The sequence below is a fragment of the Nitrogeniibacter aestuarii genome, from assembly GCF_017309585.1.
In the GTDB taxonomy this organism is placed as follows: domain Bacteria; phylum Pseudomonadota; class Gammaproteobacteria; order Burkholderiales; family Rhodocyclaceae; genus Nitrogeniibacter; species Nitrogeniibacter aestuarii.
Map to the genome: position 1 here is coordinate 2,359,167 of NZ_CP071321.1, position 26,075 is coordinate 2,385,241.

Annotated in this window: 28 protein-coding genes; 16 read left to right on the forward strand and 12 right to left on the reverse strand. The window is 61.6% G+C overall.

All coding sequences use genetic code 11. The features are described from left to right. The first annotated feature begins 52 nt into the window (after positions 1-52). Positions 53-322, forward strand: a complete 270-nt coding sequence (locus tag J0W34_RS10785; RefSeq protein WP_230968801.1) for a hypothetical protein — start codon at positions 53-55, stop codon at positions 320-322. Positions 323-366: 44 nt separating this feature from the next. Here the strand turns inward: J0W34_RS10785 and J0W34_RS10790 are convergent, their stop codons facing one another. Beyond that, positions 367-1,107 (reverse strand): dinitrogenase iron-molybdenum cofactor biosynthesis protein, encoded by a 741-nt coding sequence (locus J0W34_RS10790; protein WP_230968802.1) that lies wholly within the window; start codon positions 1,105-1,107, stop codon positions 367-369. A 239-nt stretch (positions 1,108-1,346) separates the two neighbouring features. Between J0W34_RS10790 and J0W34_RS10795 the strand changes: the two genes are divergently transcribed. The 4 genes from J0W34_RS10795 (at position 1,347) to ftsB (ending at position 5,537) form a co-directional block, all read left to right on the forward strand. Beyond that, positions 1,347-2,987, forward strand: coding sequence for a CTP synthase (locus J0W34_RS10795; RefSeq protein ID WP_227814525.1), 1,641 nt, complete (start codon positions 1,347-1,349; stop codon positions 2,985-2,987). After that, positions 2,984-3,820, forward strand: a complete 837-nt coding sequence (kdsA, locus tag J0W34_RS10800; RefSeq protein WP_230968803.1) for a 3-deoxy-8-phosphooctulonate synthase — start codon at positions 2,984-2,986, stop codon at positions 3,818-3,820. The genes J0W34_RS10795 and kdsA overlap by 4 nt, the downstream gene beginning before the upstream one ends. A 50-nt stretch (positions 3,821-3,870) precedes the next feature. After that, the gene (eno, locus tag J0W34_RS10805; RefSeq protein WP_230968804.1) at positions 3,871-5,160 is read left to right on the forward strand and encodes a phosphopyruvate hydratase; all 1,290 of its coding nucleotides are present in this window, start codon (positions 3,871-3,873) and stop codon (positions 5,158-5,160) included. Between the two features lie 101 nt (positions 5,161-5,261). Next, positions 5,262-5,537: a cell division protein FtsB gene (ftsB, locus tag J0W34_RS10810; protein ID WP_227814522.1), complete on the forward strand. Its 276-nt coding sequence runs from the start codon at positions 5,262-5,264 to the stop codon at positions 5,535-5,537. A 27-nt stretch (positions 5,538-5,564) separates the two neighbouring features. On the opposite strand, the gene J0W34_RS10815 is transcribed toward ftsB, so the two are convergent. The 4 genes from J0W34_RS10815 to J0W34_RS10830 are packed head-to-tail and all read right to left on the reverse strand — an operon-like array spanning position 5,565 to position 7,685. Continuing rightward, complete coding sequence (locus J0W34_RS10815; RefSeq protein WP_230968805.1) at positions 5,565-6,101, reverse strand: C40 family peptidase; 537 nt, start codon at positions 6,099-6,101, stop codon at positions 5,565-5,567. 45 nt (positions 6,102-6,146) lie between these two features. Further along, positions 6,147-6,584, reverse strand: coding sequence for a D-aminoacyl-tRNA deacylase (dtd, locus tag J0W34_RS10820; RefSeq protein WP_230968806.1), 438 nt, complete (start codon positions 6,582-6,584; stop codon positions 6,147-6,149). Beyond that, complete coding sequence (locus J0W34_RS10825; protein ID WP_230968807.1) at positions 6,581-6,913, reverse strand: hypothetical protein; 333 nt, start codon at positions 6,911-6,913, stop codon at positions 6,581-6,583. The genes dtd and J0W34_RS10825 overlap by 4 nt, the downstream gene beginning before the upstream one ends. Further along, on the reverse strand, positions 6,906-7,685 hold the full coding sequence (locus tag J0W34_RS10830; protein WP_227814518.1) for an SIMPL domain-containing protein: 780 nt from the start codon (positions 7,683-7,685) through the stop codon (positions 6,906-6,908). The genes J0W34_RS10825 and J0W34_RS10830 overlap by 8 nt, the downstream gene beginning before the upstream one ends. A 68-nt stretch (positions 7,686-7,753) precedes the next feature. On the opposite strand from J0W34_RS10830, the gene J0W34_RS10835 reads away from it, so the two are divergent. After that, on the forward strand, positions 7,754-8,644 hold the full coding sequence (locus tag J0W34_RS10835) for a DMT family transporter (protein WP_230968808.1): 891 nt from the start codon (positions 7,754-7,756) through the stop codon (positions 8,642-8,644). 132 nt (positions 8,645-8,776) lie between these two features. Here J0W34_RS10835 and J0W34_RS10840 read toward each other — a convergent pair whose 3' ends face one another. Continuing rightward, positions 8,777-9,331: a gamma carbonic anhydrase family protein gene (locus tag J0W34_RS10840; RefSeq protein WP_227814516.1), complete on the reverse strand. Its 555-nt coding sequence runs from the start codon at positions 9,329-9,331 to the stop codon at positions 8,777-8,779. A 204-nt stretch (positions 9,332-9,535) separates the two neighbouring features. On the opposite strand from J0W34_RS10840, the gene J0W34_RS10845 reads away from it, so the two are divergent. From J0W34_RS10845 to J0W34_RS10855, 3 genes are read left to right on the forward strand one after another with little or no spacing between them, the layout of a single operon-like run. Beyond that, a complete protein-coding gene (locus J0W34_RS10845; protein ID WP_230968809.1) occupies positions 9,536-10,378 on the forward strand; it encodes a 23S rRNA (adenine(2030)-N(6))-methyltransferase RlmJ in 843 nt (280 codons plus the stop codon). Continuing rightward, positions 10,375-10,761 (forward strand): nucleotide pyrophosphohydrolase, encoded by a 387-nt coding sequence (locus J0W34_RS10850; protein ID WP_230968810.1) that lies wholly within the window; start codon positions 10,375-10,377, stop codon positions 10,759-10,761. Before J0W34_RS10845 ends, J0W34_RS10850 begins: the two co-directional genes overlap by 4 nt. Continuing rightward, positions 10,754-11,536, forward strand: a complete 783-nt coding sequence (locus J0W34_RS10855) for a crotonase/enoyl-CoA hydratase family protein (RefSeq protein ID WP_230968811.1) — start codon at positions 10,754-10,756, stop codon at positions 11,534-11,536. Before J0W34_RS10850 ends, J0W34_RS10855 begins: the two co-directional genes overlap by 8 nt. Here J0W34_RS10855 and J0W34_RS10860 read toward each other — a convergent pair. After that, complete coding sequence (locus J0W34_RS10860) at positions 11,533-12,057, reverse strand: glycine cleavage system protein R (RefSeq protein ID WP_230968812.1); 525 nt, start codon at positions 12,055-12,057, stop codon at positions 11,533-11,535. The two genes, J0W34_RS10855 and J0W34_RS10860, sit on opposite strands and share 4 nt — an antisense overlap. Before the next feature lie 102 nt (positions 12,058-12,159). Here J0W34_RS10860 and J0W34_RS10865 point away from each other — a divergent pair, with 102 nt between their 5' ends. Then, positions 12,160-12,531: a DUF3301 domain-containing protein gene (locus tag J0W34_RS10865; RefSeq protein ID WP_230968813.1), complete on the forward strand. Its 372-nt coding sequence runs from the start codon at positions 12,160-12,162 to the stop codon at positions 12,529-12,531. Here the strand turns inward: J0W34_RS10865 and J0W34_RS10870 are convergent. Both J0W34_RS10870 and J0W34_RS10875 read right to left on the reverse strand, forming a co-directional pair. Continuing rightward, a complete protein-coding gene (locus J0W34_RS10870) occupies positions 12,517-13,347 on the reverse strand; it encodes a UDP-2,3-diacylglucosamine diphosphatase (RefSeq protein ID WP_230968814.1) in 831 nt (276 codons plus the stop codon). The two genes, J0W34_RS10865 and J0W34_RS10870, sit on opposite strands and share 15 nt — an antisense overlap. A 79-nt stretch (positions 13,348-13,426) precedes the next feature. Beyond that, a complete protein-coding gene (locus J0W34_RS10875; RefSeq protein ID WP_230968815.1) occupies positions 13,427-14,629 on the reverse strand; it encodes a BaiN/RdsA family NAD(P)/FAD-dependent oxidoreductase in 1,203 nt (400 codons plus the stop codon). Between the two features lie 123 nt (positions 14,630-14,752). Between J0W34_RS10875 and J0W34_RS10880 the strand changes: the two genes are divergently transcribed. From J0W34_RS10880 to J0W34_RS10890, 3 genes are all read left to right on the forward strand, one after another. Further along, a complete protein-coding gene (locus tag J0W34_RS10880) occupies positions 14,753-18,340 on the forward strand; it encodes a DUF748 domain-containing protein (protein WP_230968816.1) in 3,588 nt (1,195 codons plus the stop codon). 31 nt (positions 18,341-18,371) lie between these two features. After that, a complete protein-coding gene (locus J0W34_RS10885) occupies positions 18,372-18,662 on the forward strand; it encodes a 4a-hydroxytetrahydrobiopterin dehydratase (protein WP_227814507.1) in 291 nt (96 codons plus the stop codon). 136 nt (positions 18,663-18,798) lie between these two features. Then, positions 18,799-19,653, forward strand: coding sequence for a tetratricopeptide repeat protein (locus tag J0W34_RS10890; RefSeq protein WP_230968817.1), 855 nt, complete (start codon positions 18,799-18,801; stop codon positions 19,651-19,653). A gap of 62 nt (positions 19,654-19,715) precedes the next feature. Here J0W34_RS10890 and J0W34_RS10895 read toward each other — a convergent pair whose 3' ends face one another. Continuing rightward, the gene (locus J0W34_RS10895; RefSeq protein ID WP_230968818.1) at positions 19,716-20,987 is read right to left on the reverse strand and encodes a bifunctional O-acetylhomoserine aminocarboxypropyltransferase/cysteine synthase; all 1,272 of its coding nucleotides are present in this window, start codon (positions 20,985-20,987) and stop codon (positions 19,716-19,718) included. Between the two features lie 298 nt (positions 20,988-21,285). Here J0W34_RS10895 and J0W34_RS10900 point away from each other — a divergent pair, with 298 nt between their 5' ends. Continuing rightward, positions 21,286-21,633 (forward strand): hypothetical protein, encoded by a 348-nt coding sequence (locus tag J0W34_RS10900; RefSeq protein WP_227814504.1) that lies wholly within the window; start codon positions 21,286-21,288, stop codon positions 21,631-21,633. A 50-nt stretch (positions 21,634-21,683) separates the two neighbouring features. Here the strand turns inward: J0W34_RS10900 and J0W34_RS10905 are convergent, their stop codons facing one another. Next, complete coding sequence (locus tag J0W34_RS10905; RefSeq protein ID WP_230968819.1) at positions 21,684-22,202, reverse strand: O-acetyl-ADP-ribose deacetylase; 519 nt, start codon at positions 22,200-22,202, stop codon at positions 21,684-21,686. 99 nt (positions 22,203-22,301) lie between these two features. On the opposite strand from J0W34_RS10905, the gene J0W34_RS10910 reads away from it, so the two are divergent. Together J0W34_RS10910 and J0W34_RS10915 are read left to right on the forward strand one after the other, a co-directional pair. Continuing rightward, on the forward strand, positions 22,302-22,970 hold the full coding sequence (locus tag J0W34_RS10910; protein ID WP_227814502.1) for a ParA family protein: 669 nt from the start codon (positions 22,302-22,304) through the stop codon (positions 22,968-22,970). Then, on the forward strand, positions 22,967-23,341 hold the full coding sequence (locus J0W34_RS10915) for a hypothetical protein (RefSeq protein ID WP_230968820.1): 375 nt from the start codon (positions 22,967-22,969) through the stop codon (positions 23,339-23,341). Before J0W34_RS10910 ends, J0W34_RS10915 begins: the two co-directional genes overlap by 4 nt. Here J0W34_RS10915 and fdhF read toward each other — a convergent pair. After that, positions 23,322-26,075, reverse strand: coding sequence for a formate dehydrogenase subunit alpha (gene fdhF / locus J0W34_RS10920; RefSeq protein WP_230971664.1), 2,754 nt, complete (start codon positions 26,073-26,075; stop codon positions 23,322-23,324). The genes J0W34_RS10915 and fdhF overlap by 20 nt on opposite strands.

Consider the following 26,075-nt stretch of genomic DNA (forward strand, 5'->3'; position numbering starts at 1 on the left):
TGTTGTGTGACCAATACGACAAGCAGCCCCCCCAGACCGATGGAGATTTGCCATGCCCGCTGCTTCACTGCTCAGCACGAAAGATCACAAAGGCCGCCCGGTCATGGCCGGCGATGAGATCCGTATTCTCGATGTCACGCCGGACCCGGACATGGACGAAGACGACCTGGACATGTTCATGGGTATGGTCGGCTCAACCTGTGCGATTGACGCCATCGACCATGACGGCCTTGCCTGGGTGACGGTGTGGTGGAACACCGGGGAGGGGTCGATGACCACCACGGTCGGGCTCGATTCCAGCCAATTCACCCGTACGGACTGAACGACAGCAACGCCCGGGCCGTCCGGGCTCGCTGTCCGGGTCTTTCAGTCATCGAGATCCGAAGCGTCGTAGTTTCGCAAACGTTTTTCGGCCGCGACCCCGAGGATCTTCAGCAACCATGGGGGCGGAGAACTGGTCATCGCCTGTTGGAACCGCGCCAGCACCTCAAGTGCCGGCCCGCCTTCTGGCAGTTTGATGGGGTAGATGTCCTGGCGAATCACCTTGGCGGCGGCCGGACCGCCAATGGAGACGAAATAGGCGACATGACAGTCGCCGATCAATCGCGCCCGCCACAGGTTCTTGTCGTCGGAAAACTCCGCGTCCATGGTGTCGCGAATATCGACCAGCCGGATCTCTTCCGGACTGACCTGATACACAAGAAAGCGCAGACAGGAGCCGAAGTGGCCTGAGAGGGTGTCGCCCTGGTCAGAGGCCACCGCCACGCGCACGGATCCGGGCATTTCGCCGTCGGTGTACGGATGGATGCGCGGCAGATCATCGTCACCCTGGCTATCGCCCCAGAGGATGCGCACGGCCAGTTTCATTGCCTCAAGACCGATCCCGATATCCTCTCCGTCCTCTTCGCCGTCAGCACTCTGGAAATCGGTCTTGAGCATGGTGACGGTCACCTGCTTGAGCTTGTCTTCGTCAATCTCGTCGCCGAGGCGTTGCTGGAGCAGTTCAAGAAGCCGCGGCAGTGTCACCGTCGGCATCGCTCGCGCTGCCAGCGCGACACGAAGGGCGGCTTCACGCGTGATCGGGGGGGCATCCACAGCTGCATTCATGAGGTCTCTCCATTGAGGTTGTGTATGGGTATGTCTTGAAGTGAGCAGATTGAATGCCAGCTCGGGACGATTGCCAAGTGATTGTTTTTTAAGAGTTCCTCTTCGCCAACAGTCTTGTCCGGCACGGCCTTGTCGGTAAACCGACGCCGATCCGGCATCATTCGCCCAAAAGCGTGTCGGCGCGTTGAGGCCGGGGCGGGAGTTCGGGTATCATTGCGCTTTCCCGCTCCGCATTTCTCATGACTAAGTACGTATTCGTGACCGGCGGTGTCGTGTCCTCTCTGGGCAAAGGCATCGCGGCGGCCTCGTTGGGGGCCATCCTGGAGTCGCGCGGTATTCGCGTCACCCACCTCAAACTCGACCCCTACATCAACGTCGATCCGGGCACCATGAGCCCGTTCCAGCACGGTGAAGTCTTCGTGACCGAAGACGGCGCTGAAACCGATCTGGACCTGGGTCACTACGAGCGCTTCACCAGCGCCAAGATGTCCAAGCGCAATAACTTCACCACGGGGCAGATCTATGAATCCGTGCTGAAGAAAGAGCGCCGCGGCGAATACCTGGGCAAGACGGTCCAGGTCATCCCTCACATCACCGACGAGATCAAGACCTTCATCAAGCGTGGTGCCGAAGGCGCCGATGTCGCGCTGGTTGAAGTGGGCGGCACCGTGGGCGATATCGAGTCACTGCCGTTTCTCGAGGCCATCCGTCAGATGGGTATCGAAGAGGGGCGCAACTCGACCTGCTTCATTCACCTGACGCTGCTGCCCTACATTCCGACTGCCGGCGAACTCAAGACCAAGCCGACCCAGCACTCGGTCAAGGAACTGCGCGAGATCGGTATCCAGCCAGACATCCTGCTGTGCCGCGCAGACCGTTCGATTCCGGCCGACGAGCGTCGCAAGATCGCCCTGTTCTGCAACGTGATGCCCGAGGCGGTCATCGAGGCGCTCGACGCCAGCTCCATCTACAAGATTCCGGGCATGCTCCATGAGCAGATGCTTGATGAAATCGTCTGCCACAAGCTGGGGATTCTGGCCAAGGCGGCCGACCTGTCGGTGTGGGATCGCATCATCAACGCGCTTGAAAATCCCGAGCGCGAAGTCGATGTCGCGTTTGTCGGTAAATACGTCGATCTGACCGAATCCTACAAATCGCTCATCGAAGCGCTCAACCACGCGGGTCTGAACACCCGCAGCAAGGTGAACATCCACTACCTCGATTCGGAAGAAATCGAGCAGAAGGGCTGTGGCGTGCTCGCCAAGATGGATGCCATTCTGGTGCCCGGCGGTTTCGGCAAACGCGGCACGGAAGGCAAGATCATGGCCATCCAGTATGCCCGCGAGAACAAGGTGCCTTACCTGGGCATCTGCCTGGGCATGCAACTGGCCGTGGTCGAATACGCCCGCAATGTGGCAGGCATGAATGGCGCCCACAGCACCGAATTCGATGACAAGACCCAGTTTCCGGTGATCGGTCTGATCACCGAATGGCTCGACCGTACCGGTCAGGTGGAACGTCGTGACGACAGCTCCGACCTGGGCGGCACGATGCGTCTCGGCGGTCAGAGCTGCGAACTGGGCGAAGGAACGCTTGCGCGTGACATCTACGGTCAGGCGAACATCATCGAACGTCACCGTCACCGTTATGAAGTGAACAACACCCTGCTGGGCAAGCTTGAAGAGGCTGGCCTGCGTGTGGGTGGTCGCGCACCCGGGACCAACCTGTGCGAGATGATCGAGCTACCGGACCACCCCTGGTTCGTGGCCTGTCAGTTCCATCCCGAATTCACCTCCAACCCGCGTCATGGCCATCCGCTCTTCACGGCATACGTGAATGCGGCGCTCAAGGCGCGTGAAGGCAAGGGGAGTCAAGCGTGAAACTGTGTGATTTCGAGGTTGGCCTCGACCAGCCGCTGTTCCTGATCGCCGGCCCGTGCGTGATCGAGTCCCATCAGATGGCGCTCGACACCGCTGGCGCACTCAAGGAAATCTGTGCCGAGGTCGGCATCCCCTTCATCTTCAAGTCGTCCTACGACAAGGCCAACCGCAGCAGCGGAAAGTCCTACCGCGGGCTCGGCATGGAGAAGGGGCTCGAAATCCTTGCCGATGTGCGCACGCAACTCCAGGTGCCGGTGCTCACCGACATCCACAGCATCGACGAAATCACCCCTGTCGCCAGCGTCGTCGACGTGCTTCAGACTCCAGCCTTTCTCTGCCGCCAGACGGATTTCATCGAGGCCGTCGCCCAGTGCGGCAAGCCGGTGAACATCAAGAAAGGGCAGTTTCTTGCCCCGGGCGACATGAAGAACGTGGTCGACAAGGCCAAGGCGGCCAATGGCGGCGCAGACAACATCATGGTCTGCGAGCGTGGCGCTTCATTCGGTTACAACAATCTTGTCTCCGACATGCGCTCGCTTGCGATCATGCGCGAGACCGGTTGTCCGGTGGTTTACGACGCCACCCACTCGGTGCAGTTGCCGGGCGGGCAGGGGACGGCCTCGGGTGGCCAGCGTGAGTTCGTGCCGGTGCTGGCACGTGCGGCCGTGGCCGCCGGTGTGGCAGGCATCTTCATGGAAACCCATCCGACGCCGGAAACGGCCCTGTCGGACGGCCCCAATGCCTGGCCGCTCCCCAGAATGAAAGCCTTGCTCGAAACGCTCAGAGACATGGACGCGCTGGCCAAGCGCTCCGGCTTTCTCGAAATGAACTGATCCGACTTCCATTCAACGAATCCAACCAATCGATACAAACAGGAAATCCTATGAGTGCAATCATTGACGTCATCGCCCGCGAAGTCCTCGACTCGCGTGGCAATCCGACCGTTGAAGCCGATGTGCTGCTCGAATCCGGCGTCATGGGCCGTGCAGCAGTTCCGTCCGGCGCCTCCACCGGCGCACGTGAAGCCATCGAGCTGCGTGACGGCGATGCCGCCCGTTATCTGGGCAAGGGCGTCGAAAAGGCGGTCGAGAACGTCAATACCGAGATTTCCGAGGCTCTGATCGGGCTGGACGCCGAAGAGCAGTCCTTTATCGATCACACCCTGATCGACCTGGACGGCACCGAGAACAAGTCCCGCCTGGGCGCCAATGCCACCCTGGCGGTCTCCATGGCCGTGGCCAAGGCTGCCGCTGAAGAGGCCGGCCTGCCGCTGTATCGTTATTTTGGCGGTTCCGGCCCCATGGCCATGCCGGTGCCGATGATGAACGTCATCAACGGCGGTGCGCACGCCAACAACTCGCTGGATATCCAGGAATGCATGATCATGCCGGTGTCCATGACCAGCTTCCGCGAAGCCCTGCGTTGCGGTGCCGAGATCTTCCACCACCTCAAGAAGCTCACCGATGCCAAGGGCTACCCGACGACTGTCGGTGACGAAGGCGGCTTTGCCCCGAACGTGGGCGGCACAGACGAAGCCCTGAACATGATTCAGGAGGCCATTTCCAACGCTGGCTACGAGCCGGGAACCGACGTGGTGCTGGCCCTCGACTGCGCTTCATCCGAGTTCTACAAGGATGGCCAGTATGTGCTCTCCGGTGAAGGCCTGACTTTGGATGCCTCCGGCTTTGCCGACTACCTGGCGACCCTGGCTGACCGCTTCCCGATCGTTTCGATTGAAGACGGTATGGCTGAAGACGACTGGGCAGGCTGGAAGCTGCTGACCGAACGTCTGGGCAAGAAGGTCCAGCTGGTGGGTGACGACCTGTTCGTGACCAACACCAAGATCCTCAAGCAAGGCATCGACCAGGACATCGCCAACTCGATCCTCATCAAGATCAACCAGATCGGTACCCTGTCCGAGACCTTCGCCGCCGTTGAAATGGCCAAGCGGGCCGGCTACACCGCCGTGATCTCTCACCGCTCGGGCGAAACGGAAGACTCCACCATCGCCGACATCGCCGTGGGTCTGAATGCCATGCAGATCAAGACCGGTTCGCTGTCTCGTTCCGACCGTATCTCCAAGTACAACCAGCTGCTTCGCATCGAAGAAGATCTGGGCGATACCGTCACTTACCCGGGTCTGGACGCGTTCTACAACCTGCGCCGCCGTTGATCGGCGGCTTGCGTGAGCCGGGCATGCTGATGCAGTATGCCGCTCAGCAGCCCTGACCCTGCGGGCCGGCTTGAAGTCGGCCCGTTTTCACACCAAGACCCATGCGCTGGCCCATACTCATTCTGCTCCTGCTGGTGGTAGCGCTCCAATTCCCGCTCTGGTTCGGCAAGGGAGGGTGGTTTCGCGTCTGGGAGGCGGACCGCGACCTTGGCGAACAGAAAGTACTCAATCAGAAACTTGAGCAGCGCAATGCCGGCCTGGAAGCCGAGATTCGCGACCTCAAGACGGGTAACGAAGCCATCGAGGAGCGTGCACGCTACGAACTCGGTTTAACCAAACCGGACGAGGTGTTTGTCCAGGTTCCCCAGAAGCGCTGAAATGACGGAGCCGCCGGCGGTCGGCATTCAGCCTTCGGGCTGAAGCGTCCGTGCCCCGTCGAATGCGCGTGACCAGTAACGGTTGGCCAGGCTGTCGATACGTACTGAACCGCGGCTGTTTGGCGCGTGCAGGAAGCGGTCGTCGCCAAGATAGACACCCATGTGGGAATGCGGCCGCTTGAGTGTATTGAAGAACACAAGGTCGCCTGGCTGAAGCGCTCCTCGCTTGATCGGGCGAGTGGTCTGTGCGATTTTCGCGGCGTTGTGGGGCAGGCGTTTTCCGCTGACCTGTTCGACGATGTACGACACCATGCCGCTGCAATCGAGCCCCGCCTCTGGATTGCGGCCACCGAACTGGTAACCCGTACCGATCAATCCGTAGGCGTACATGACGAGCTGCTCTGCCTCGGTCGGGTGATTCAGCGTGACGTATCCGCCGCCGTACGCCGGAGATACATCCTCGATTCCACCAACGCGTGGCGTTGAGACCGGTGTCGTACCACAGCCGGCAATGCCGATTCCGACAAGGATACCGAGAGCAGCGAGAGAGAATCTGATTCGCATGAATTGGTCGCGGTGCGAAATTCGGTCAAGCTTAGCGCAGTGCCGTCAGGCTTCCAACCAGAATGTCACAGGCCCCTGGTTGGTCAGACTCACATCCATGTCTGCTCCGAACCGGCCCGTCGCAACGTCTGGATGCACCTGACGCGCACGATTCGCCAGGTAGTCGAAGAGGGCGCTGGCGCGTTCGGGTGCCGCGGCCGTGCTGAATCCGGGGCGCGTCCCTTTCCGGGTATCGGCTGCCAGCGTGAACTGCGGTACCAGCAACAAACCACCCTGAATGTCCTTGAGCGAGAGGTTCATCTTAGCGTTCTCGTCGGGGAACACGCGGTAGGTCAGGATGCGTTCGAGCAGCCGCTCAGCGCGTTTCTCATCGTCGTCAGGCTGAACACCGACGAGGGTCAGCAGACCACGTTCGATATGACCGACCGATTCACCCTCGACATGAACCGAGGCATGTGTGACACGTTGAATGAGACCGATCATGTGCGCTGGCGGACAGCCGCGCAGCGAAGGGGAGGTTCTTCACCCGATGCGTTGACTTCAACGATGTCAGCAGCAAGGTCGACACTCAGAAACTGGTCGGCATAGCGCCCCGAGGCACCCGCCGGCGTCAGCGTGAATACGCCCGTGCTCGTCCGGGCACGCACGCTGTCACCGCTTGGCGCGAGGAATACGCGTTCGCCGTTAGGGCACAGAAATTCGGCATCTAGATCATCCTGGCTGGATTTGACGATACCAAGGCTCAGGCCGGCGACTGCGACGATCGCAGTCAGGCCAAACAGAATACGGGTTTGAGGCATGTGTTCAGTCAATCAATTCGATGGTGCCATTGACTTCGATGGAGACATCGCTGTTTCCTGCCTGGATGGGCGCAGGTTTCATCTCCATGGCCGCGCCACGCATGGCGGCGGCCACCGGAAAGCCGACGTTATGGCCGCCAATGTTCAATTCTTTGATTCGGTAATGTTTCTTCAGCGTCTCGGACACCAGTCGGGCACGGGCTTCGAACGCGGCAAGCGCATCCTTGGTGGCGGCGTCTTCTGCTGCTGCACGCGTATCCGGCGAGGGCATGAGCACGAGGCTTTCGACTGCGAGACGGTCTTGCAGCTTGCCCACCAGCTCGGACAAAGCCGGGATGTCGTTGCTTTCCAGGGTGATGGAACTGCGCATACGCCAGGCGGATATCGTTCGTGAATCCTTGGCGTAGACGGGCCAGGTATTCGTCGCACCGGTTCGGGTACGGACACTCGGGTAGGATTTGGCCAGGGCCAGCGCGCCTGCGATCTGTTCGTTGACCTGGGCTGCAACATCGCGTGGCTTTCCGCCGGTGATTTCGGCATAAGCCGTCGCCTGGGCAAGATCGTTGGCCGCTGATGCAGCGCCGGAGGCCGAGAAACTCACCGTTGGGAGATCGTCCGCCTCGGCGAGGGCGGCTTGGCTGGCACCCAGCCCCGCCGCAGCAAATACCAGGATCAAGGCGGTTTTTGACAACGATTCGAAACGAGACATGCGACAACCGTGAAAAGAAGACAGCCCCTTATACCCGAAGCGCTTCCAGTACGCGAGCCCCTGCTGTAACTTCATGCGAACTCACCGGCAAATCGTTCAATGAGCGCACAGAACTGCGAACCGCCATCCGGCACGTTTCACTCATGACACCGCGGATTCGAGCCGCAATTCTGGTCGCGCTCGCCGCCGCTTGCTTCGGCGCCATGGCCGTATTTGCACGCCATGCGTATCGCGTCGGCGTCGATCCCCTGGCATTGCTGTTCATCCGGTTTGCACTCGCGGCGGCCGTTCTGGTGCCTGTCATGGCGGCATACCGCACACCATGGCCTCAGGGGCGCGCGCTTGGCGCGCTGGTCCTCATGGGGGGGCTGGGCTACGTGAGTCAGTCGCTGAGTTTCTTCTCGGCGTTGCAGTATGCGCCGGCGGCACTGGTGGCCCTGTTGCTTTACCTGCACCCGGTGCTGATTGCTTTGGCCGGGCGCTACCTGAAGGGCGAAGCGATGGGATTTCACCGCGCCGCCTCCATTGCCGTGGCCCTGATCGGCACCGCGTTCGTGCTCGGGTTCAGTCATAGCGCCCAATGGCAGGGTTACGCCTTGGGGGTCCTTGCGGCGGTGCTGTACTCGATCTACCTCATGACCGGGCAGTCCGTCCTCGTGCGGGTCGCACCGTTGGCTGCAGCAACGACAGTCATTGTGTCGGCGGCCGGCGTTTTCGGGGTGCTTTGCCTGGCGACAGCGCCACAGTGGCCAACCACGCCCGAGAGCTGGGGGGCCGCAGTAGCCATTGCCATCGTGTCGACGGTGTTCGCCATCTTGTTGTTGTTTGCCGGCATGCGTGTGCTGGGCGCTACTGATGCCGCGACCATTTCCATGCTGGAACCGGTTGTGACGGCTTTCCTGGGGTTCTGGCTGCTGGGTGAGTCCCTCAGTGCCTTTCAGTGGATCGGGATCGGACTGGTCGTGACGGCTGTGATCAGGCTGGTCCGTCATGGGGCACCACGGCCGACAGAGGTCAGCGCAAGCGGAGAATAAAGCGGCGCGCAGGTTGTGCGCGCCGAAAGAGACAATGTCTGGAGGAGTGTGGGAAAACGAAGAGGCAACCCACGAGACGCAGTCTAGGCCAAACGCTCGTTCGAAAAATTGATTTGGCGCAAGCCTGCAGGGTCAGTCAGCCAGAAAACCGTTATCGGACGGGGGGTCGATCCGACGAAGCCCGTCGCGATGCTCATGCAGATGGCGCACGTAATTGATGGCATTGTCCTTGAGCGATGCGATTTCTTCTTCGGTGAGCTGGCGAATGATGCGACCCGGCGAGCCCACCACAAGCGATCCATCGGGAATCTCCCGGCCTTCCGGAATCAGGGCATTTGCACCGATCAGACAGTGCCGGCCGATCTTTGCGCCATTGAGGACGATGGCGTTGATACCGATCAGCGTCCCATCGCCCACCTCGCAGCCATGGAGCATGGCCATGTGCCCGACCGTGACATCCGCGCCCACCGTGAGCGGGACGCCTTCGTCGGTGTGCAGGATCGAGCCTTCCTGAATATTGCTGTTGTCGCCAATCGTGATCGGGTCGTTGTCGCCGCGCAGCACCACGCCATACCAGATACTGACCTGCTTACCCAAAACCACATTGCCGATCACGGTCGCGTTGTCGGCGACCCAGCTTCCTTGTCCCAGAACCGGTACCCGGCTGTCGAGCGCAAAGACTGCCATCCCTATACCCTCATCGATCGCTGGGCATCTCCGTGCCCATGATGGCCCTGTTGGCCGCGAAAAAAAGCGCAATCATATCAATCATATGTTGCGCCGCAAACTCTATTTTCAATGGCGCGTCCCTTGAGGTTTGAAGCCAAACGGGCGTTCGAGTGCGGCCGGGTGATACGATCAGTATCCTCCAATCCGCTCCAGACCGCGTCAATGCTCAGTTATCGTCATGCCTATCATGCCGGCAATCATGCCGATGTCCTCAAGCATTTGATGCTTGGAGAAGTGATTGATTATTTCAATCGCAAAGACGCTCCGTACTGGTATGTGGATACTCACGCGGGTGCCGGAAAGTACGCCACGGACAGCGATGAAGCCAACAAGGTGGGCGAAATCCACGAGGGGCTGGGCCGATTGGCCGGATGGCAGGACGCGCCGGCCGCGATTGCGCGATACCTGAAACGGGTCAATGCCGAGGCCGGCATCGGGCGGTTTTATCCGGGGTCGCCGGAAATTGCGTCAAACGAGATGCGCCCTCAGGACTGTCTGCGGCTGTTTGAACTGCACCCAGCCGACTCCCAACGGCTTGAAAGGCATTTCGAACGCGAAGGCAAGCGTGTCCAGGTCAAGGCGCAGGATGGTTTTTCCGGTCTCAAAGCCGTGCTGCCGCCACCGACGCGGCGCGGCATCGTGCTCATTGACCCGTCTTACGAGATCAAGGATGACTACGACACGGTGATCAAGGCCGTTGACGATGCCTTGAAGCGTTTCGCCACGGGCTGTTTCATGGTCTGGTATCCGGTCTTGCCGCGCGTGGAGTCACGCAAGATGGCCTCAAGACTCCAATCGGCATGTGCCGATTCGCATAGCTGGCTTCACGCGCGGCTCGACGTGCGGGACATGCAGCCCAATGGCGGCATGTCCGGTAGCGGCATGTTCGTGATCAATCCCCCGTACTTGCTGCGTGACACCATGGCCGAGGTTCTGCCCGCGCTGGTCGAGCGGCTCGGCACCGACGAGGGTGCCACCTACGTGCTTGAGGGGCACCAGCGATGACGAATGACAACGCCGGGACGGATACGCTCATCGATCTGCGTGATCGCCTCAGGGCCTTTGCGGACGAGCGTGACTGGGCTCAGTTCCATACCCCCAAGAATCTGGCCATGGCGCTGGTGGGTGAGGCGGCGGAGGTGGTCGAGCATTTCCAGTGGTTGACGCCTGAAGCCTCGGCCGCGCTGCCTGAGGCAACACGTGTCGAAGTCAGTCACGAACTGGCTGACGTGCTGCTCTATCTGGTGCGCCTCGCCGACCGGCTCGACATCGATCTGGGCGAAGCGGCGCTGGAGAAGCTGGCGATCAATGCACGGAAGTATCCGGCCGAGCAAGCGTATGGACGTGCCGATAAATACACACGTCTGGAGGGCGGCAAGAATGAGTGATTTCGTGCAGATCGAGCGTCAGGAGGGTGTCATGACCCTCACCCTGAATGCCCCCGACACCCGGAACGCACTGAGCACGCCCGAGCAATGGCAGGCACTTGTGGACGCGTGCAGGTGCATCGAGCATGACGATTCGGTGAGAGCCGTGGTCGTGACCGGGGCGGGGAGCGCATTTTGCGCCGGTGGCAACATCAAGGATTTTCGCGATCGCACAGGGCTGGCCGAGGGCGACCCGATGCAGGTGCGCGAAAACTATCGTCGCGGCATTCAGCAAATCCCCCTGGCATTGTGGCAGCTGGATGTGCCCACCATTGCCGCAGTCAACGGCCCGGCGGTGGGCGCCGGCTGCGATCTGGCCTGCATGTGCGATCTGCGTGTTGCCGGTCGATCCGCGCGCTTCGCCGAAAGTTTCGTGAAACTCGGCCTGATTCCCGGTGACGGGGGCGCCTGGTGGTTGCAGCAGGCGGTGGGTTATCAGCGTGCGGCGCTCATGAGCCTGACCGGCGAGATGATCGACGCGCAGACAGCGCTTGACTGGGGGCTGGTGGTCGAGGTGGTCGACGATGACGTCTTGCTCTCGACTGCGCAGGAACTGGCCGCACGGATTGCCGCGAATCCCGCAGGTGCCGTGAGAATGACGAAGCGTCTGTTGCGCCAGGCGCAGACCCAGCGGCTCGATGACGTGCTCCAGCTGGCGGCCGCTTTCCAGGCCATTACGCACAACAGCGACGACCACACACGTGCGGTGGCCGAATTTCTCGCGAAAAAGGCCTAGATCGACACCAGTTCGTCGAGGGTGATGTCCACGATCAGATCGTTCGAGAGCGCCTCAAGATCCTGTTTGAGCGCACCGGCATCCAGCCCGCCCCCCGCCTGCAGACTGGCCTTGGCGTGAAAGAGCGTTTCACCGGACATGGGAGCGGATGAGGTAATGGTGTTGAGTTCCTCGACATTGACTTCATGTCGCGCCAGCACCTGTGACACTTCGCGCACGATGCCCACCCGATCCTGCCCCACGAGAGACAGATGCAACTTGCGGGTATAGCCACTGTCTCCCGAAGTTTCGGTGGCATGGGTGACGGTAATCTTCAAGGCTTCGAACGCTTCAAGGGCCGCCATCAACGCGTCGGCATCAGCATCCGCGACATCTACGCGTAGAATGCCTGCGAATTGCCCGGCCAGTTGAGCCATGGACGACTCGAGCCAGTTGCCGCCCTTGCTGCTGATGAGGGTGGCCAGGGCTTCGACCAGACCGGGTCGATCACTGCCAATCGCAGTCAGAACGAGGCTTTGCATGCTGATTTTCTCCTCTCGAAGGGTGTCGATGCGCGGTAACACGAAGGCCGTCCCGGGCATTGTAGGGCAAGCCGTCCGTGACCGCTGCGCCGGAGATGTGTCGTGATCACGCCTTGGGACCTGTTGCCACTGCTGCTCATTGCGCTCGTGGTGTGGTACTGGATGGACTCACTCAAGACACGCGAGATTGCGTTGAGCACGGCGCGTCAGGCCTGCGCGCGCGGGGGGTTCCAGTTTCTTGACGAAACCGTCGCCACCGACATGACGCGTCCGGTGCGAAACGAACAGGGGCAGGTCTGTCTGCGGCGTGTCTATCGATTCGAATATTCCGACACGGGCGACAATCGCCATCGAGGCGCCGTGATCATGATGGGGCGATCTGTCGAAGCGGTACAGATGGCCCGCATGCTGGAACTGGTGATCACCAACGCGCCGGACGAGGGCAAGGATCCGGAGCGTTCAAGACTCCATTGAGGTGCGTGCCACCGCGGCTTCGACCGCCTCGTCTTCGTCGACGGGTGAGGGGAGCGCCAGTGGCGCGCCCTGGGTAGCCGGGTGGCCCATCCACTCGATCAATTCAAGCCGCCCGTCCATGTGCTCGACGATACCGGTGCAGCTGTCGACCCAGTCCCCGCAATTGACGTAGGTGAGGCCGTCGATCTGCTTGATGCTCGCCCAATGGATGTGACCGCAGATCACGCCATCGACACCACGCTCTTTCACCGCGTGAATCACCGAATCCTCAAAGTCGAAGATGAAGCTCACTGCGGTCTTGACCTTGCGTTTGGCGTAGCCGGCCAGTGACCAGTAACCCGGTCGCCCGAGACGGCGGCGGATCTTCGACAGATAGGTGTTGATCCAGACCAGCGTGTTGTAGGCGATGTCGCCCAGCACGGCGACCCACTTGTGGTAACGGGTGACCTGATCGAACTCATCGCCATGCAGGATCACGAACCGGCGCCCGTCGGCGGTCACATGTAAGGTCTCGTTCTCAAGCTGGATTTCGCCGAACTCGATGCCCGCGTATTCGCGCAGCGCCTCATCGTGGTTACCGGGAACAAAGATGACCCGACACCCTTTGCGCGCGCGGCGCAGGACCTTCTGAATCACGGTATTTTGCGCCGCAGACCAGTGAATGCTGCGCTTCATGGCCCAGAAGTCGACGATGTCTCCGACCAGATAGAGGTAGTCGGATTCGTAGTGGCGCAGGAATTCCAACAACTGGTCTGCCTGACAGCCACGTGTTCCGAGGTGAATGTCGGAAACGAAAATGGCGCGAACCTTTTGCATGCGTTCTTGAACCGCGAGGCGAAAACGCTGCCAAGGCTAGACCCTGTCTGTGACAGGCCCGTGACGTTGTCACATGTCCTTAAACCGACTGGCCCGCTGCAAAACCGGACGACCAGGCCCACTGGAAGTTGTACCCCCCCAGATGCCCGGTCACGTCCACGACCTCGCCAATGAAATACAGGCCCGGTTGCTGGCGTGCTTCCATGGTCTTGGACGACAGGGCGTTGGTGTCGACGCCACCGAGAGTGACCTCTGCCTTTGCAAAGCCCTGCGTCCCCGAGGGGCTGAGTGTCCAGTTGGCGAGGGCATGGGCCATGTGCGTGATGGCCTTGTCGCCGAGTTGGGCCAGCGGCACCTCGAAACCATGCAATTCGGCCCAGGCACGGGCAAAGCGCTTGGGCAGACGCTCGGCGAGCAGATTGCCCGGCAGGCTGTTGCTGTGCCGATGTGACTGGAGCCATTCAAGCGTATCTTCGCCCGGCAGCAGATCAAGCACGATCGGCTCCGGCGCGCCCAGAGAACACGCCGCCTGCCAGTAACTGGATATCTGAAGAATGGCCGGCCCGCTCAAGCCCTTGTGCGTGACCAGTGCCTGCTCACGAAAGGTGCCGCCCGCGCTTCGCGCCTCCACCGCAAACGAGGCGCCGGCCAGCGGCGCGAGCCCGTCCAGCGTTTCCCGATCCAGCGTCAGCGGTACGAGGGCAGGGCGGGGCTCGATGATGCCAAGTCCGAACTGTCTTGCCAGGCGGTAGCCGATATCGCTGGCGCCAATCTTCGGGATCGAGAGCCCGCCCGTGGCAACCACCAGTGCCGCCGTATCAAACTCGCCCCTGTCTGTACTCACCAACCATCGACTGTCGGCACTGCGCTCGACATGCGCCACCGAGGCGGGCTGAAGCCAGTCGACCTTTCCGTCCTCGCACTCGGCCTCCAGCATGTCGATGATCTGCGCGCTGCTCTCGTCGCAGAACAACTGACCGAGCGTCTTTTCATGAAAACGGATGCCGTGGCGCTGGACCATGGCGATGAAATCGTGGGGGGTGTAACGCGCCAGCGCCGAGCGACAGAAATGGGGGTTGCGCGACAGATAGTGCCCGGCCGTCACATCGAGGTTGGTGAAGTTGCAACGTCCGCCGCCCGAGATGCGAATCTTCTCGGCCCGCTTCTGCGCATGATCGATCAGCAGGACGCTGCGTCCGCGCTGGCCGGCCTGCGCGGCGCACATCATGCCTGCCGCGCCCGCGCCGAGCACGATCACGTCATAACGGGTGGAGTGGGGCATGTCGGGTTACGCCGGCTGGACAAGGACGCCGGATTTTCCGCTCCTGCGGGCGTCCGCGCAAGGCGCGTCACGTTCACACGAAACGAGCCGGCTGATAAGCTCGACGGCAAAGGAGAGGGCTCGATGAAGGAATACCACACGCCACCTGAAGCAAAACCGCTTCGCCGGTGGGTCTGGCTGAGGCGTCTGGCGCTCGCCACCGCCCTGTATGCCCTGTTCGGGTTCGTGTTGCTGCCGGCCTTGATTGAGTGGCAGTTGCCCAAGCGGGCCAGTGAGCAACTCGGCCGCCAGGTGACCCTCGACAAGGCCCGCTTCAATCCTTTCTCTCTGACGCTTCGTCTCGAAGGGCTGACGGTCAAGGAAGCGGACTCGAGTACCAATGCCTTGGCCATTGGTGCGGCAGAAACCGATCTGCAGTGGCGTTCGATCATTCACTGGGGGCTGGTGTTCTCGCGCCTGGAGATCGAAGCGCCGCGTTTCTCGTTGATTCGCCTCGACGAGAAGACCACCAACTGGTCAGACGTCATTGCGCGCTTTGCTTCAAGCGATCCTCCGCCGGAGCCACAGGATGACGGGCCCCTGCGCTTTTCCATCAACAATATCCACGTCGCAGACGGCGAGGTCGATATCGACGACCGCGTCGCCGGCCTCATTCATACGGTCCGCCAACTCACGATCGGCATTCCCTTCATTTCGGCTTTTCCGGCCGAGGTCGAGCATTACGTTCAGCCGGAACTGTCGGCACTCATCAACGATGCGCCTTTCGAACTCAACGGTCGCACCCGTCCGTTCGATGAGCAGCAGACGACCGTTTTCGACCTTCAGCTGGCACCGTTCGATATCGCGCCGTTCCTGGCCTATCTGCCGTATGAGCCGCAGTTCCGTATCGTGCGCGGGCAACTGGCTACGGCACTGGAACTGGCCTTCGAGCAACCCGCCGACGGTACGCCTCGCCTGACACTGGTCGGTACAGCGCGTCTGATCGACCTGGCCACGACGGATCTGGACGACAAACCGCTGGCCTCGCTCGAACAGCTCAAGCTCGACATCGGCGAATTCGACGTCTTCGCAAACCATCTCCACGTGGTCGAAGCGCGCCTGACCGCGCCCGACGTGACCTTGGCACGTCTTGCCAATGGCAGCCTCAATCTCGATGCGTTCTCCCCACCGACCACCGTATCGAAGGCGGCGCCCGCCCCAAGCGATGACGTTCCACCGGCAACGGCAGACGCTGAAGATGCGGGGCAGGGGGGATTTGCGTTTTCTGTCGATCGCATTCGTCTGGAGCGTGGCCGCGTCGCGTTCTCCGATGCAGCAGCGCCGGCAGGCAAATTCGCCACCGTATTCAGCCCGGTGGAAGCCTCCATCGATGGACTGGGTAACGCGGGTGAATCAGCGCCGGTCAAATTGACGTTTGTCTCCGATGCCGGTGAATCCGTGACTGCCGAAGGTGCGCTGGTGCTGGCGCCGTTTTCGGCGACGCTCACGGTGGCGGCTGACAAGCTCCCGCTCACGCGTTATGCCCCGTATTTTGCCAATCAGCTCAAGGACGCCGCCATCACGGCAGGGGTCGCCAGTGCCAACGTACCCATCGCAATCGACGCCGACGGAGTCAAGGTGAGTGATGCGCGACTCGACCTGTCGGATTTTGCATTGAAGCTGGCTGACGCCAAAGAGCCTGCAGTGAGTCTCAAGCAACTCGCGCTGACTCAGGTGACTTTCGACAGCGCAGCGCCAAGCGCGGCAGTGGGCGTCATCGATGCCAGCGGCGGCGTGCTTAGACTGGTGCGCAGCCGTCGAGGTGAGATCGATCTGGCGGGTATCGCAGCGACATCTTCCGACACGGCGGCGCCCTCCGAGGAAGGCAAGCCCATGTCCATCTCGCTGGGTGCCATCAAGCTGTCAGATTGGTCGATTGCTGTTCGGGATGAAGGGGTCAGACCCGCAGTCAGTACCACACTGGATCAGCTGGTGCTGACGACGGGTGCCATCAAACTGGATGCACTCGGCGACACCAGTGTTCAGCTGAAGTCGCGCCTCAACGGCAGTGGCGGCATTGCGCTCAAGGGCAAGGTGAACCTGGCCAGTTTCGATAGCAATCTGCGGCTTGACCTCAGTGGGCTCGACCTGCGTCGCTTTTCCGCCTACGTCCCCCAGGCGGCGGCCATTGACATTCGCTCAGCACGGCTGGGGGCGGGCGGACAGCTCAGCCTGAGCGCCCTGAGCAGTGCCACGCCACGGATTGTTTATCGCGGTCGTGTCGGTCTTGACGACCTCGTTGCGCGCGACACCCTCAACGACACCGACTTTCTCCGATGGAAAAAACTGTCGATCGACGGCATTGACGTCAACACCGAGCCGCTGTCAGTCGGCATAGACACCATCAGCCTCAGCAATTTCTACTCGCGGCTCATTCTCGACGCCAAGGGGCGCCTCAACTTCCGCGAGCTGACCGCGGTTGAAGGCGAGGCGACGGAAAACGCGAAAGGAGAATCGCAGGCGGTGGTGGACGCACCACCGGCGGCGCTTCCGCCAATCCGGATCGGCAAGATTCAGGTGGATCAGGGCAATGTGCAGTACAGCGACCGGTTCATCAAACCCAATTACGATGCCGATCTTCAATCGGTGTCAGGCTCGCTGACCGATCTTCGGTCCGAGCCCGACAGCGTCGCCACCCTGTCGCTGACCGCCGCGCTCGACCATGGAGCGCCGGTGGAAATTACCGGCCAGCTCAACCCGCTCCGACAGGATCGGTATCTGGACATTCTGGCCACCGTCCGTGATTTCCAGCTCCCCACCATTTCCAGCTATTCGGGCAAGTACGTGGGCTACGGCATCGCCAAGGGCAAACTCTCGGCCGATCTTTCGTACAAGATCGAGGACCGTGTCCTCACCGCCAAGAACGATGTGCTGCTCGACCAGCTCACCTTCGGACAAAAAGTCGAGAGTAAAGACGCGGTCAACCTGCCGGTGCAGTTGGCGGTCGCCTTGCTCAAGAACAGCAAGGGCGAGATCGATCTGTCGGTGCCCGTCAGCGGGACGCTCGACGATCCGCAGTTCAGCATTGGCGGTCTGGTCTGGAAGGCGTTTTTCAACCTCATCGTCAAGGCGGTGACATCGCCGTTCGCTTTGCTGGGCTCGGCATTTGGCGGTGGCGAAGAACTCGCCTATGTCGAGTTCGCCCCGGGCACTGCGCAGCTTTCGTCGGCCGAGCGTGAAAAACTCGAAACCCTGGCCAAAGCACTCTCCGAGCGTCCCGCGCTCAAGCTGTCGATGACCGGTTGGACCGACCCTGTGTCTGATGGCGAAGGCCTGCGCACACGCTGGATCGAAGACCGCATGCGCGAACTTCTGCGTCAGGAGCTGATCGACGAGGGGAAGGCGCCGCCCGCGCTCGAATCGATCAACATACCGCCCGATCGCCGTGCCGAACTGCTTGAGGCCGTCTACGATGAGGCCGAGATCAAGAAGCCGCGCAACGCCATCGGATTCGCCAAGAGCCTGCCCCCTGAAGAAATGACCGCGCTACTCAAGGCGGCAGCGCCTGCCGGGCCAGAGGCCGTGGCAGCGCTGGGCAAACGGCGTGCGCAGGTGGTACGTGACTGGCTGGTGGGAGAGAGCAAGGTCAGTGCATCGAGAATCTTCCTGGTGGCGCCCGATGCCATTGGCGAGGCCAAGGCGGAACCGAAAGTCGAATTTTCACTCAAGTGAATTCATGACCCAACATGCGAGGTGCGAGCAAATGAGCAAGAAGCTGACTGATGGCGTACTGATGCAGAACCTTTCCGGTCTCGAGGGCTGGAAACTCAACGACGACAAGACCGCCATCTCGCGAAGTTTCAAGTTCGCCGACTTCAACGCGGCCTTCGGTTTTATGACCCGGATCGCGCTCAAGGCCGAACAGCTCGATCACCATCCCGACTGGCACAACGTCTACAACACCGTTGATATCACGCTGAGCACCCATGACGTGGGTGGCCTCAGTGATAAGGACATCGTGATGGCCCGGTTCGTCTCCGCGCTCGCAGGCTGAGACACCCGTACAGCATGGCGCGGAGATATTGCGCTGCGCCATGTTTTCCCCTCTGCCGGGTGATAGAGTGACCCCACAAGTCACACCATCACTTCAGTACCCGACATAAAAAATACAGGGCCTGGCAGGAGAACCAATGAAGCAGATGGATTGGCGCCCGTTTCCCTACGGAGACCGGGCGTATCGCTACACGGGCATGGCATTGTCCGATCAGTGGCAGCGGCTCCACCGGGGAGATCTGGAGCCGTACCCGACCGCCGACCGCATTGCAGACCAGATTGACCGTTGCGGGCCTGCGCTGGCCACTGCGCATGACCCGGCGCGGCTGGCTGATGCGCTTCAATCGGCATGGCGCGACTATCACGCAGGCGATTTCGGGGCGGCGATCCGAACGGCCGCGGCGCTCGGTCCCATTGGCGACGTGGTGGTTGCGCGGGCCGAGGTGGCCTATGCCACTTACCTCGAGAAGGATGATCGAGGTGCGCTGACCATGCTGTGCGACGCTGCGCGCCGAAGTGAATCGCTCGCACGCATCGATCCGGCCTGTACCAATGCCTGGTTACTGCATGCCATGGCACTGGGGCGTTACAGTCAGCGGATCTCGGTGGTCAAGGCACTCGCGCGCGGTCTTGGCAGCAAGATCCGGCAGAGTCTGCTCACCGTGCTCGCGCTAGAGCCCGAGCATGCCGCGGCGCTGGCGACCTTCGGTGTCTATCACTTCGAAGTGATAGACAAGGTGGGTGCGGTGGTCGGCAAGATGACGCATTCGGCGACGCGGGAGGAGGGTGTGCGTTGTTTCGAGCAAGCCCTGAGCATTGATCCGGACAGCCCGATCACCCGCATGGAGTATGCGCGGGCGCTTGGCCTCGGGCGTGGTCGTGACGTCCCGGCAGCCGAAAAGATCATGAAACGCGCGGCGAGCTGCCACCCGTGCGACGCACTGGCGCGGCTGGATGTTGAAAGGGCCCGCCTGGCGCTCAATTTTTCCTGAACATTCACCGGACATGAAAAAGCCGGCGTGATGCCGGCTTTTTCATTGCACGTCCGTTAGTCTCAGACCGCGGCGAGCGCCTGCTCGAGGTCGGCGAGGATATCGTCGATGTGCTCGATCCCGATCGACAGGCGAACCATGTCTTCGGAGACGCCCGCTTTTTCGAGTTCGGGCCCCGAAAGCTGGCGATGGGTCGTGCTGGCGGGGTGGCACGCCAGTGACTTTGCATCGCCGATGTTCACCAGGCGCGTGACGAGCTTGAGCGCGTCCTGGAAACGTGCGCCGGCTTCAAGGCCCCCCTTCACACCGAAGGTCAGAATGCCGGATGCGCGCCCCCCCATGTATTTCTGGGCCAGCGCATGGTCAGGGTGGGAACTCAGCCCGGCGTATTTCACCCACTCGACCTTGTCATGCCCGGAGAGATACTCGGCCACGCGATTGGAGTTCTCGCAGATGCGATCCATGCGCAGCGCAACGGTCTCGATGCCCTGAAGGATCAGGAATGAATTGAAGGGGCTGATGGCGGCCCCCATGTTGCGTAGCGGAACAACCCGAGCGCGCGCAATGTAGGCAGCGGCGCCCAGTGCTTCGGTGTAGACCACGCCGTGGTAGGACGGGTCCGGCTCGTTCAGCCGACGGAAGCGCGCCTTGTGTTCCGCCCAGGGGAATTTGCCGGAGTCGACGATGACGCCGCCGATCGAGTTGCCGTGCCCGCCCAGATACTTGGTGAGCGAATGCACCACGATGTCGGCGCCGTGTTCAATCGGACGGCACAGGTAAGGGGTCGGTACGGTGTTGTCGACGATCAGCGGAACGCCGTGGCGATGCGCCACCTCGGCCAGTCGTGCAAAGTCGGTGATGTTGCCCAGCGGGTTACCGATGGACTCGCAGAAGATCGCCTTGGTGCGGTCGTCGATCTGGCGTTCGAACGCGTCGATGTCATGCGGATCGGCAAAGCGTACCTGGATACCGAGCTGCGGCATGGTGTGCGCAAACAGGTTGTAGGTGCCACCGTACAGCGTTGCCGACGAAACAATGTTGTCGCCCGCCTCGGCAATGGTCTGGATCGAATAGCTGATGGCGGCCATGCCCGAAGCCAGCGCAAGACCGGCGATGCCACCTTCCATCTCGGCAATGCGAGCTTCGAGCACGGCCGAGGTCGGGTTCATGATGCGCGTGTAGATATTGCCTTCGACCTTCAGATCGAAAAGATCGGCGCCGTGCTGCGTATCGTCGAACGCGTATGAAGTCGTCTGGTAAATCGGTACTGCGACCGCCTTGGTGGTCGGGTCGGGGGTGTAGCCACCGTGAACGGCCAGCGTTTCAAGTTTCATTGTATGGGTCTCCTCGCTCATCGTGACGTTTGATCAGGCAAGGGGGGCAGTATAGCCCGCGGCCCTGGAAAACTTCGGGCCGACAAGCGGCAATCTGCTGCCAAGGCCTGTCAAACCGCGGTCTGGCGTGGTTTCGCGTACAAGTCGTTACACCTTGACCGGCGCATGCACGATGGGTGATGTTGACTGTGACGTATTTCACGACTAGAAAAATAGTTCAATAAAAATAAATGTTTGTTGCGCCGCGTATGCCGACGCCATCGGCATCTCCACGGCGCTCAGAGACGGAGGAGACGACATGATCGCCTCGATTGAGCGACGAGCCAGCTGGCTCGATATTGCTGCCGCACCTATCTGGAAAACCACGCGTCCTCGCATCTGCATCCACGCGATGTGCGTTCACAACAGCACTTGCCACGCCATATCACTTGATGGTCGCTGGATCTGCTCCACGGACGGTAGTCTCAGCGTGTTCGAGACGCGCCGTTCTGCAGAGCATTTCCTCGAGCTGGCTCACGTCGAAACCTTTGAGGAGGGGGAAGACGCGGAGCTCGCACCCGGGTGTGACTGCCACACCCATTGCATCAGCTTCCGGGAGCGGCAAGGCCTTGCTCCCTGCGAAGCCACCTGCAGTGAGACGCACTGACTCCGCAAGGTCGTTTCACTGAGTACTTCTGACCTGACACGTTGGCCGGATCAGCACGATTCGGCCAACGCCTTTTTCAGGACATCACCCATCGTCTCGTCGAAGGCGACCAGGCGAACGGTCTCAAGCGTGCCGAAATTTCGCAGGGCCCGCAGACATTCGTCGACCGCAATGCGCGCCGACGCCGCGGGCGGGTAGCCGTACACACCGCAACTGATGGCAGGAAAGGCGATTGATCGCGCGCCGGCATCAACGCCAAGCTGGCAGCTACGCGCGTAGCAGGCGTGGAGCAGTTCGGGCTCACCTGACAGGCCGCCATGCCACACCGGCCCCACGGTGTGGATGATCCACCTGGCGGGCAGGTCGAAGCCGGGGCTCATTTTGGCATCGCCCGTATCGCATCCGCCCAGCGTGCGGCAGTACTCGAGCAGTGCCGGCCCGGCAGCGCGATGGATGGCTCCATCGACACCACCCCCACCAAGAAGGCTGTTGTTTGCCGCATTGACGATCGCGTCGACGTCCAGCGTGGTGATGTCGCCGACCCAGACGCTCAAGCCTTTCGCATTCATCGCATTCGCTCCATGAAAACGGTGTGACCCTGTCATCAAGACAGCGTACCGCGTGGGATACAATCGACCAGTTTAGACCCAAGGTAACAAGGACGCCGGATGGCCCGTGGCCCCATCATCACCCTGGTGTCGCAAAAAGGCGGCGCAGGCAAATCAACCATCACCATGCAACTGGCTGCGGGGCTTGCCCGACGCGGACGCAAGATCGAAGTCGTGGACCTCGATGCCCAAGCGTCTGCAACGCGCTGGGCGGAAGCGGCCAGCGAAGCCAATCCCTTTCCGGCAAGGATGCACCGATTCACCGGTGAGCCCATCGAACTGCCGGCCAAGCTGACCAAATGGTCGAATCGGGCCGACGCCGTACTGGTCGATTGCCCGCCGGCCCTGGATCATCCTCGCACGCTGGCTGCGTTGAATCACACCGATCTGGCGATTATCCCGGTGGTGCCGAGCCCCACCGACCTGTGGTCGACGCGCGCCATCGAGCGAATCATTGTCGATCTGCAAAAACACCGGCCGCAGCTCAAGGCCGTCCTGCTGCCGAACCGGGTGTCGCGCACGGCGCTGGCAGCCGACGTGATTGAAGTCATGCATGATTTCGAACTGCCTGTGTTGGCGGCGGCCATCGCCCAGCGTAATGCGTACGCCCAAAGTGCCGCCATTGGAGGCTCGGTGTTTGATCTGGGGAGTGCGGCAAAGCCTGCGCAGCTGGAGATCCTGCGTCTGGTCAGTGCCGTGGCAAAGCGTCTTGGAGAACTTGAACTGTGAGCGTGACCCGAAACCAGCTGAAGGATGCGCTACGCGCCAGCATCGAAACCGAAGACGACGCCCTCAAACAGCGCAAACCGCCAACGCTGACCCGCCGCAAGGCAGCGATCAAGTCAGGTATCAAGGCCGCGCGCAAGGCGGCAGGGATAGATGTCGAGCCGGTGGCATCGGGCAAACCGCTGGAGGTGCCGCTGAGCAAAGCCGAACTCGCCCTGATCAAGCAGGTGCGAGACCAGCTCAAATCGAGTGGCGTCACCGCAAGCAAGAGCGACGTGTTGCGACTCGGGCTGATGCTGCTGCAGGAGGCGCCGGCCGATGTGCTGGCCGACGCCTGTGCGGCATTGCCGAAACTCAGGCCGGCAAAGGACTGACTGCTTCGGCCGGCTCGCCTGCCTCGATACGGATCGCACAGAACTTGAACTCGGGAATCTTCCCGACCGGGTCCAGCGCGTCGTTCGTGAGCAGGTTGGCGGCAGCCTCCCGGAAACAGAAAGGCATGAAGGCTTCCGTCGGGCGCATGCCCCGGTCGGCCCGTGTGCGCGCCATGAGCTGCCCGCGGCGGGAATTCATCGCCACCCAGTCACCCGGCTGGATGCCCAGTGCGTCCAGCACTTGCGGGTGAAGCATCACGATCGGTTCCGGTTCGATGGCATTGAGCACCGAGGCCCGTCGGGTCATCGAGCCGGTGTGCCAGTGTTCGAGCACGCGGCCGGTCATGAGCACCATCGGGTAGTCGGCGTCGGGGGTTTCCGCCGGCGGTATCACCGAGGTCGGTACCAGTCTTGCCTTGCCCGATTCGGTCGGGAAGCGGTCTTGGAAGATCACCGGTTGGCCCGGATCGTCTTCCGTCGCGCACGGATAGATGACAGAGTCTTCACGGTTCAGGCGTGCCCAGGTGATGCCCTGAATCGAGGGCATTGCCGTTCGCATCTCTTCATACACCTCGCCAACATCCGCGTACTTCCAGTCCAGCCCCAGTCGCGACGCCATCTGTTCGATGATCCACAGATCCTGGCGTGCCTCACCGGGGAGCGGCACCGCCGCCCGGCCAATCTGCACCCGTCGGTCGGTGTTGGTGAAGCTGCCCGTCTTCTCGGGGAAGGCCGAAGCGGGGAGCACCACGTCGGCAAATGCCGCGGTCTCGGTAAGGAAAATATCCTGAACCACGAGGTGATCCAGCGACGCCATGGCGGCGCGGGCATGCTCGAGGTTGGGGTCGGACATGGCCGGGTTTTCACCCATGATGTACATGCCCCGGATGGCACCGGCGAGCACTGCATCCATGATCTCGACCACGGTCAGTCCGGGCTTGCCATCGAGCGTGGTGTTCCACAAGGTTTCAAAGCGAGCACGGGCCTCATCGCTGTCGACCCGCTGATAGTCCGGAAACACCATGGGGATGAGCCCTGCGTCCGAGGCGCCCTGCACATTGTTCTGTCCGCGCAGCGGGTGGAGCCCGGTGCCCGGCCGGCCGATCTGGCCGGTAATGAGCGACAGCGCGATCAGGCAACGCACGTTGTCGGTGCCGTGCACATGCTGCGACACCCCCATGCCCCAGAGAATCATGGCCCCCTTCGAGGTGGCATACAGTCGGGCCACTTCGCGCAGCGTGGCCGGATCGATGCCGCAGATCTCGGACATGGCCTCGGGGCTGGCGTGTTGCACCTGGGCCTTGAGCGCTTCGTATTCGGTCGTTCGCTCGTTGATGAAGGCTTCATCGACCCAGCCGTTTTCAATGACCGTGTGAATCAGGCTGTTGAACAGCGCCACATCCGAGCCTGGCTTGAACTGAAGGAAGTGGGTCGCGTGACGCGCAAGCTCGGTGCGGCGCGGATCGATCAGCACCAGCTTCTTGCCTTCCTTGACGGCATTCTTGATGAAGCTGGCCGCCACCGGATGATTGGCGGGCGGATTGGCACCGACGATGACGATCACCTCGGCATCGGCCACATCGGCCACCGGGTTCGACACGGCGCCGGAGCCGACACCTTCGAGCAGCGCCATCACCGATGAGGCATGGCACAGCCGGGTGCAATGATCCACGTTGTTGGTCCGGAAGCCGGTACGCACCAGTTTCTGGAACAGGTAGGCTTCTTCGTTCGAGCCTTTGGCCGAGCCAAAGCCGGCCAGCGCATTACCCCCCAGGCGATCACGGATGTCGGCCAGGCCACCCGCAGCGACATCGAGTGCTTCTTCCCAGGTGGCGCGGCGGAAGGTGGCGTCCGGATTCGACGGATCGAATCCATCAAGCCCCTTCGCAACACCCGGCTTGCGGATCATCGGGTAGGTGATGCGATTGTCGTGGGTGATGTAGTCGTACCCGAATCGGCCCTTGACGCACAGCCGGCTGAGGTTGGCAGGGCCGTCGCGGCCTTCGACCCGGATGATCTGCTCGTCCTTGACGTGGTAGGTCAGCTGACAACCGACACCACAGTAAGGGCATACGGAATCGACCTTGCGATCGGCTTCGACATCCAGCCCCTTGGCCGGGAGCAGGGCCCCGGTCGGGCAGGCCTGCACGCACTCGCCGCAGGCAACGCAACTGCTGTTGCCCATGGGGTCGTCCATGTCGAAGATGATGTGGGCGTGCGAGCCACGCCGCGCGTAGCCGATCACGTCATTGACCTGTTCTTCACGACAGGCTCGCAGGCAGCGGGTGCACTGGATGCAGGCATCGAGTGCCACGCGCATGGCCGGGTGGCTCAGATCTTGGGCCGGTTGATGGCGCATGGGAAAGCGCGGCGCGGTGACCTCAAGCGCATCTGCCCACTGCTTGAGCTGGGAGTCGCGGCTTTGCACCTCGGCCGGCGCGTCCGACATGAGCAGCTCAAGCACCATCTTTTGCGAGCGCCTTGCCCGCTCGGACTGGCTGGCCACCTTCATGCCCTCGGTGGGCATGCGGCAGCACGAGGCGGTCAGCGTGCGCTCGCCGTCCACTTCGACCACGCAGGCGCGGCAGTTGCCGTCTGGACGCAGATGGTCGCTGTAGCACAGGTGGGGGATGTCGGTCCCGGCACGTCGGGCGGCCTGAAAAATGGATTCGCCCGGCAGGGCTTCGACTTCTTTGCCGTCCAGCGTGAAGCGAACGGTCTTTGCATCACTCAT

What these genes read in the sequence shown, in the direction of transcription:
- J0W34_RS10785 (WP_230968801.1), top strand. Translation starts at nt 53, where the DNA reads ATGCCCGCTGCTTCACTGCTCAGCACGAAAGATCACAAAGGCCGCCCG.
- J0W34_RS10790 (WP_230968802.1), bottom strand. Translation starts at nt 1,107, where the DNA reads ATGAATGCAGCTGTGGATGCCCCCCCGATCACGCGTGAAGCCGCCCTT.
- J0W34_RS10795 (WP_227814525.1), top strand. Translation starts at nt 1,347, where the DNA reads ATGACTAAGTACGTATTCGTGACCGGCGGTGTCGTGTCCTCTCTGGGC.
- eno (WP_230968804.1), top strand. Translation starts at nt 3,871, where the DNA reads ATGAGTGCAATCATTGACGTCATCGCCCGCGAAGTCCTCGACTCGCGT.
- ftsB (WP_227814522.1), top strand. Translation starts at nt 5,262, where the DNA reads ATGCGCTGGCCCATACTCATTCTGCTCCTGCTGGTGGTAGCGCTCCAA.
- J0W34_RS10815 (WP_230968805.1), bottom strand. Translation starts at nt 6,101, where the DNA reads ATGCGAATCAGATTCTCTCTCGCTGCTCTCGGTATCCTTGTCGGAATC.
- dtd (WP_230968806.1), bottom strand. Translation starts at nt 6,584, where the DNA reads ATGATCGGTCTCATTCAACGTGTCACACATGCCTCGGTTCATGTCGAG.
- J0W34_RS10830 (WP_227814518.1), bottom strand. Translation starts at nt 7,685, where the DNA reads ATGAAGTTACAGCAGGGGCTCGCGTACTGGAAGCGCTTCGGGTATAAG.
- J0W34_RS10835 (WP_230968808.1), top strand. Translation starts at nt 7,754, where the DNA reads ATGACACCGCGGATTCGAGCCGCAATTCTGGTCGCGCTCGCCGCCGCT.
- J0W34_RS10840 (WP_227814516.1), bottom strand. Translation starts at nt 9,331, where the DNA reads ATGGCAGTCTTTGCGCTCGACAGCCGGGTACCGGTTCTGGGACAAGGA.
- J0W34_RS10845 (WP_230968809.1), top strand. Translation starts at nt 9,536, where the DNA reads ATGCTCAGTTATCGTCATGCCTATCATGCCGGCAATCATGCCGATGTC.
- J0W34_RS10850 (WP_230968810.1), top strand. Translation starts at nt 10,375, where the DNA reads ATGACGAATGACAACGCCGGGACGGATACGCTCATCGATCTGCGTGAT.
- J0W34_RS10855 (WP_230968811.1), top strand. Translation starts at nt 10,754, where the DNA reads ATGAGTGATTTCGTGCAGATCGAGCGTCAGGAGGGTGTCATGACCCTC.
- J0W34_RS10860 (WP_230968812.1), bottom strand. Translation starts at nt 12,057, where the DNA reads ATGCAAAGCCTCGTTCTGACTGCGATTGGCAGTGATCGACCCGGTCTG.
- J0W34_RS10870 (WP_230968814.1), bottom strand. Translation starts at nt 13,347, where the DNA reads ATGCAAAAGGTTCGCGCCATTTTCGTTTCCGACATTCACCTCGGAACA.
- J0W34_RS10875 (WP_230968815.1), bottom strand. Translation starts at nt 14,629, where the DNA reads ATGCCCCACTCCACCCGTTATGACGTGATCGTGCTCGGCGCGGGCGCG.
- J0W34_RS10880 (WP_230968816.1), top strand. Translation starts at nt 14,753, where the DNA reads ATGAAGGAATACCACACGCCACCTGAAGCAAAACCGCTTCGCCGGTGG.
- J0W34_RS10885 (WP_227814507.1), top strand. Translation starts at nt 18,372, where the DNA reads ATGAGCAAGAAGCTGACTGATGGCGTACTGATGCAGAACCTTTCCGGT.
- J0W34_RS10890 (WP_230968817.1), top strand. Translation starts at nt 18,799, where the DNA reads ATGAAGCAGATGGATTGGCGCCCGTTTCCCTACGGAGACCGGGCGTAT.
- J0W34_RS10895 (WP_230968818.1), bottom strand. Translation starts at nt 20,987, where the DNA reads ATGAAACTTGAAACGCTGGCCGTTCACGGTGGCTACACCCCCGACCCG.
- J0W34_RS10900 (WP_227814504.1), top strand. Translation starts at nt 21,286, where the DNA reads ATGATCGCCTCGATTGAGCGACGAGCCAGCTGGCTCGATATTGCTGCC.
- J0W34_RS10905 (WP_230968819.1), bottom strand. Translation starts at nt 22,202, where the DNA reads ATGAATGCGAAAGGCTTGAGCGTCTGGGTCGGCGACATCACCACGCTG.
- J0W34_RS10910 (WP_227814502.1), top strand. Translation starts at nt 22,302, where the DNA reads ATGGCCCGTGGCCCCATCATCACCCTGGTGTCGCAAAAAGGCGGCGCA.
- fdhF (WP_230971664.1), bottom strand. Translation starts at nt 26,075, where the DNA reads ATGAGTGATGCAAAGACCGTTCGCTTCACGCTGGACGGCAAAGAAGTC.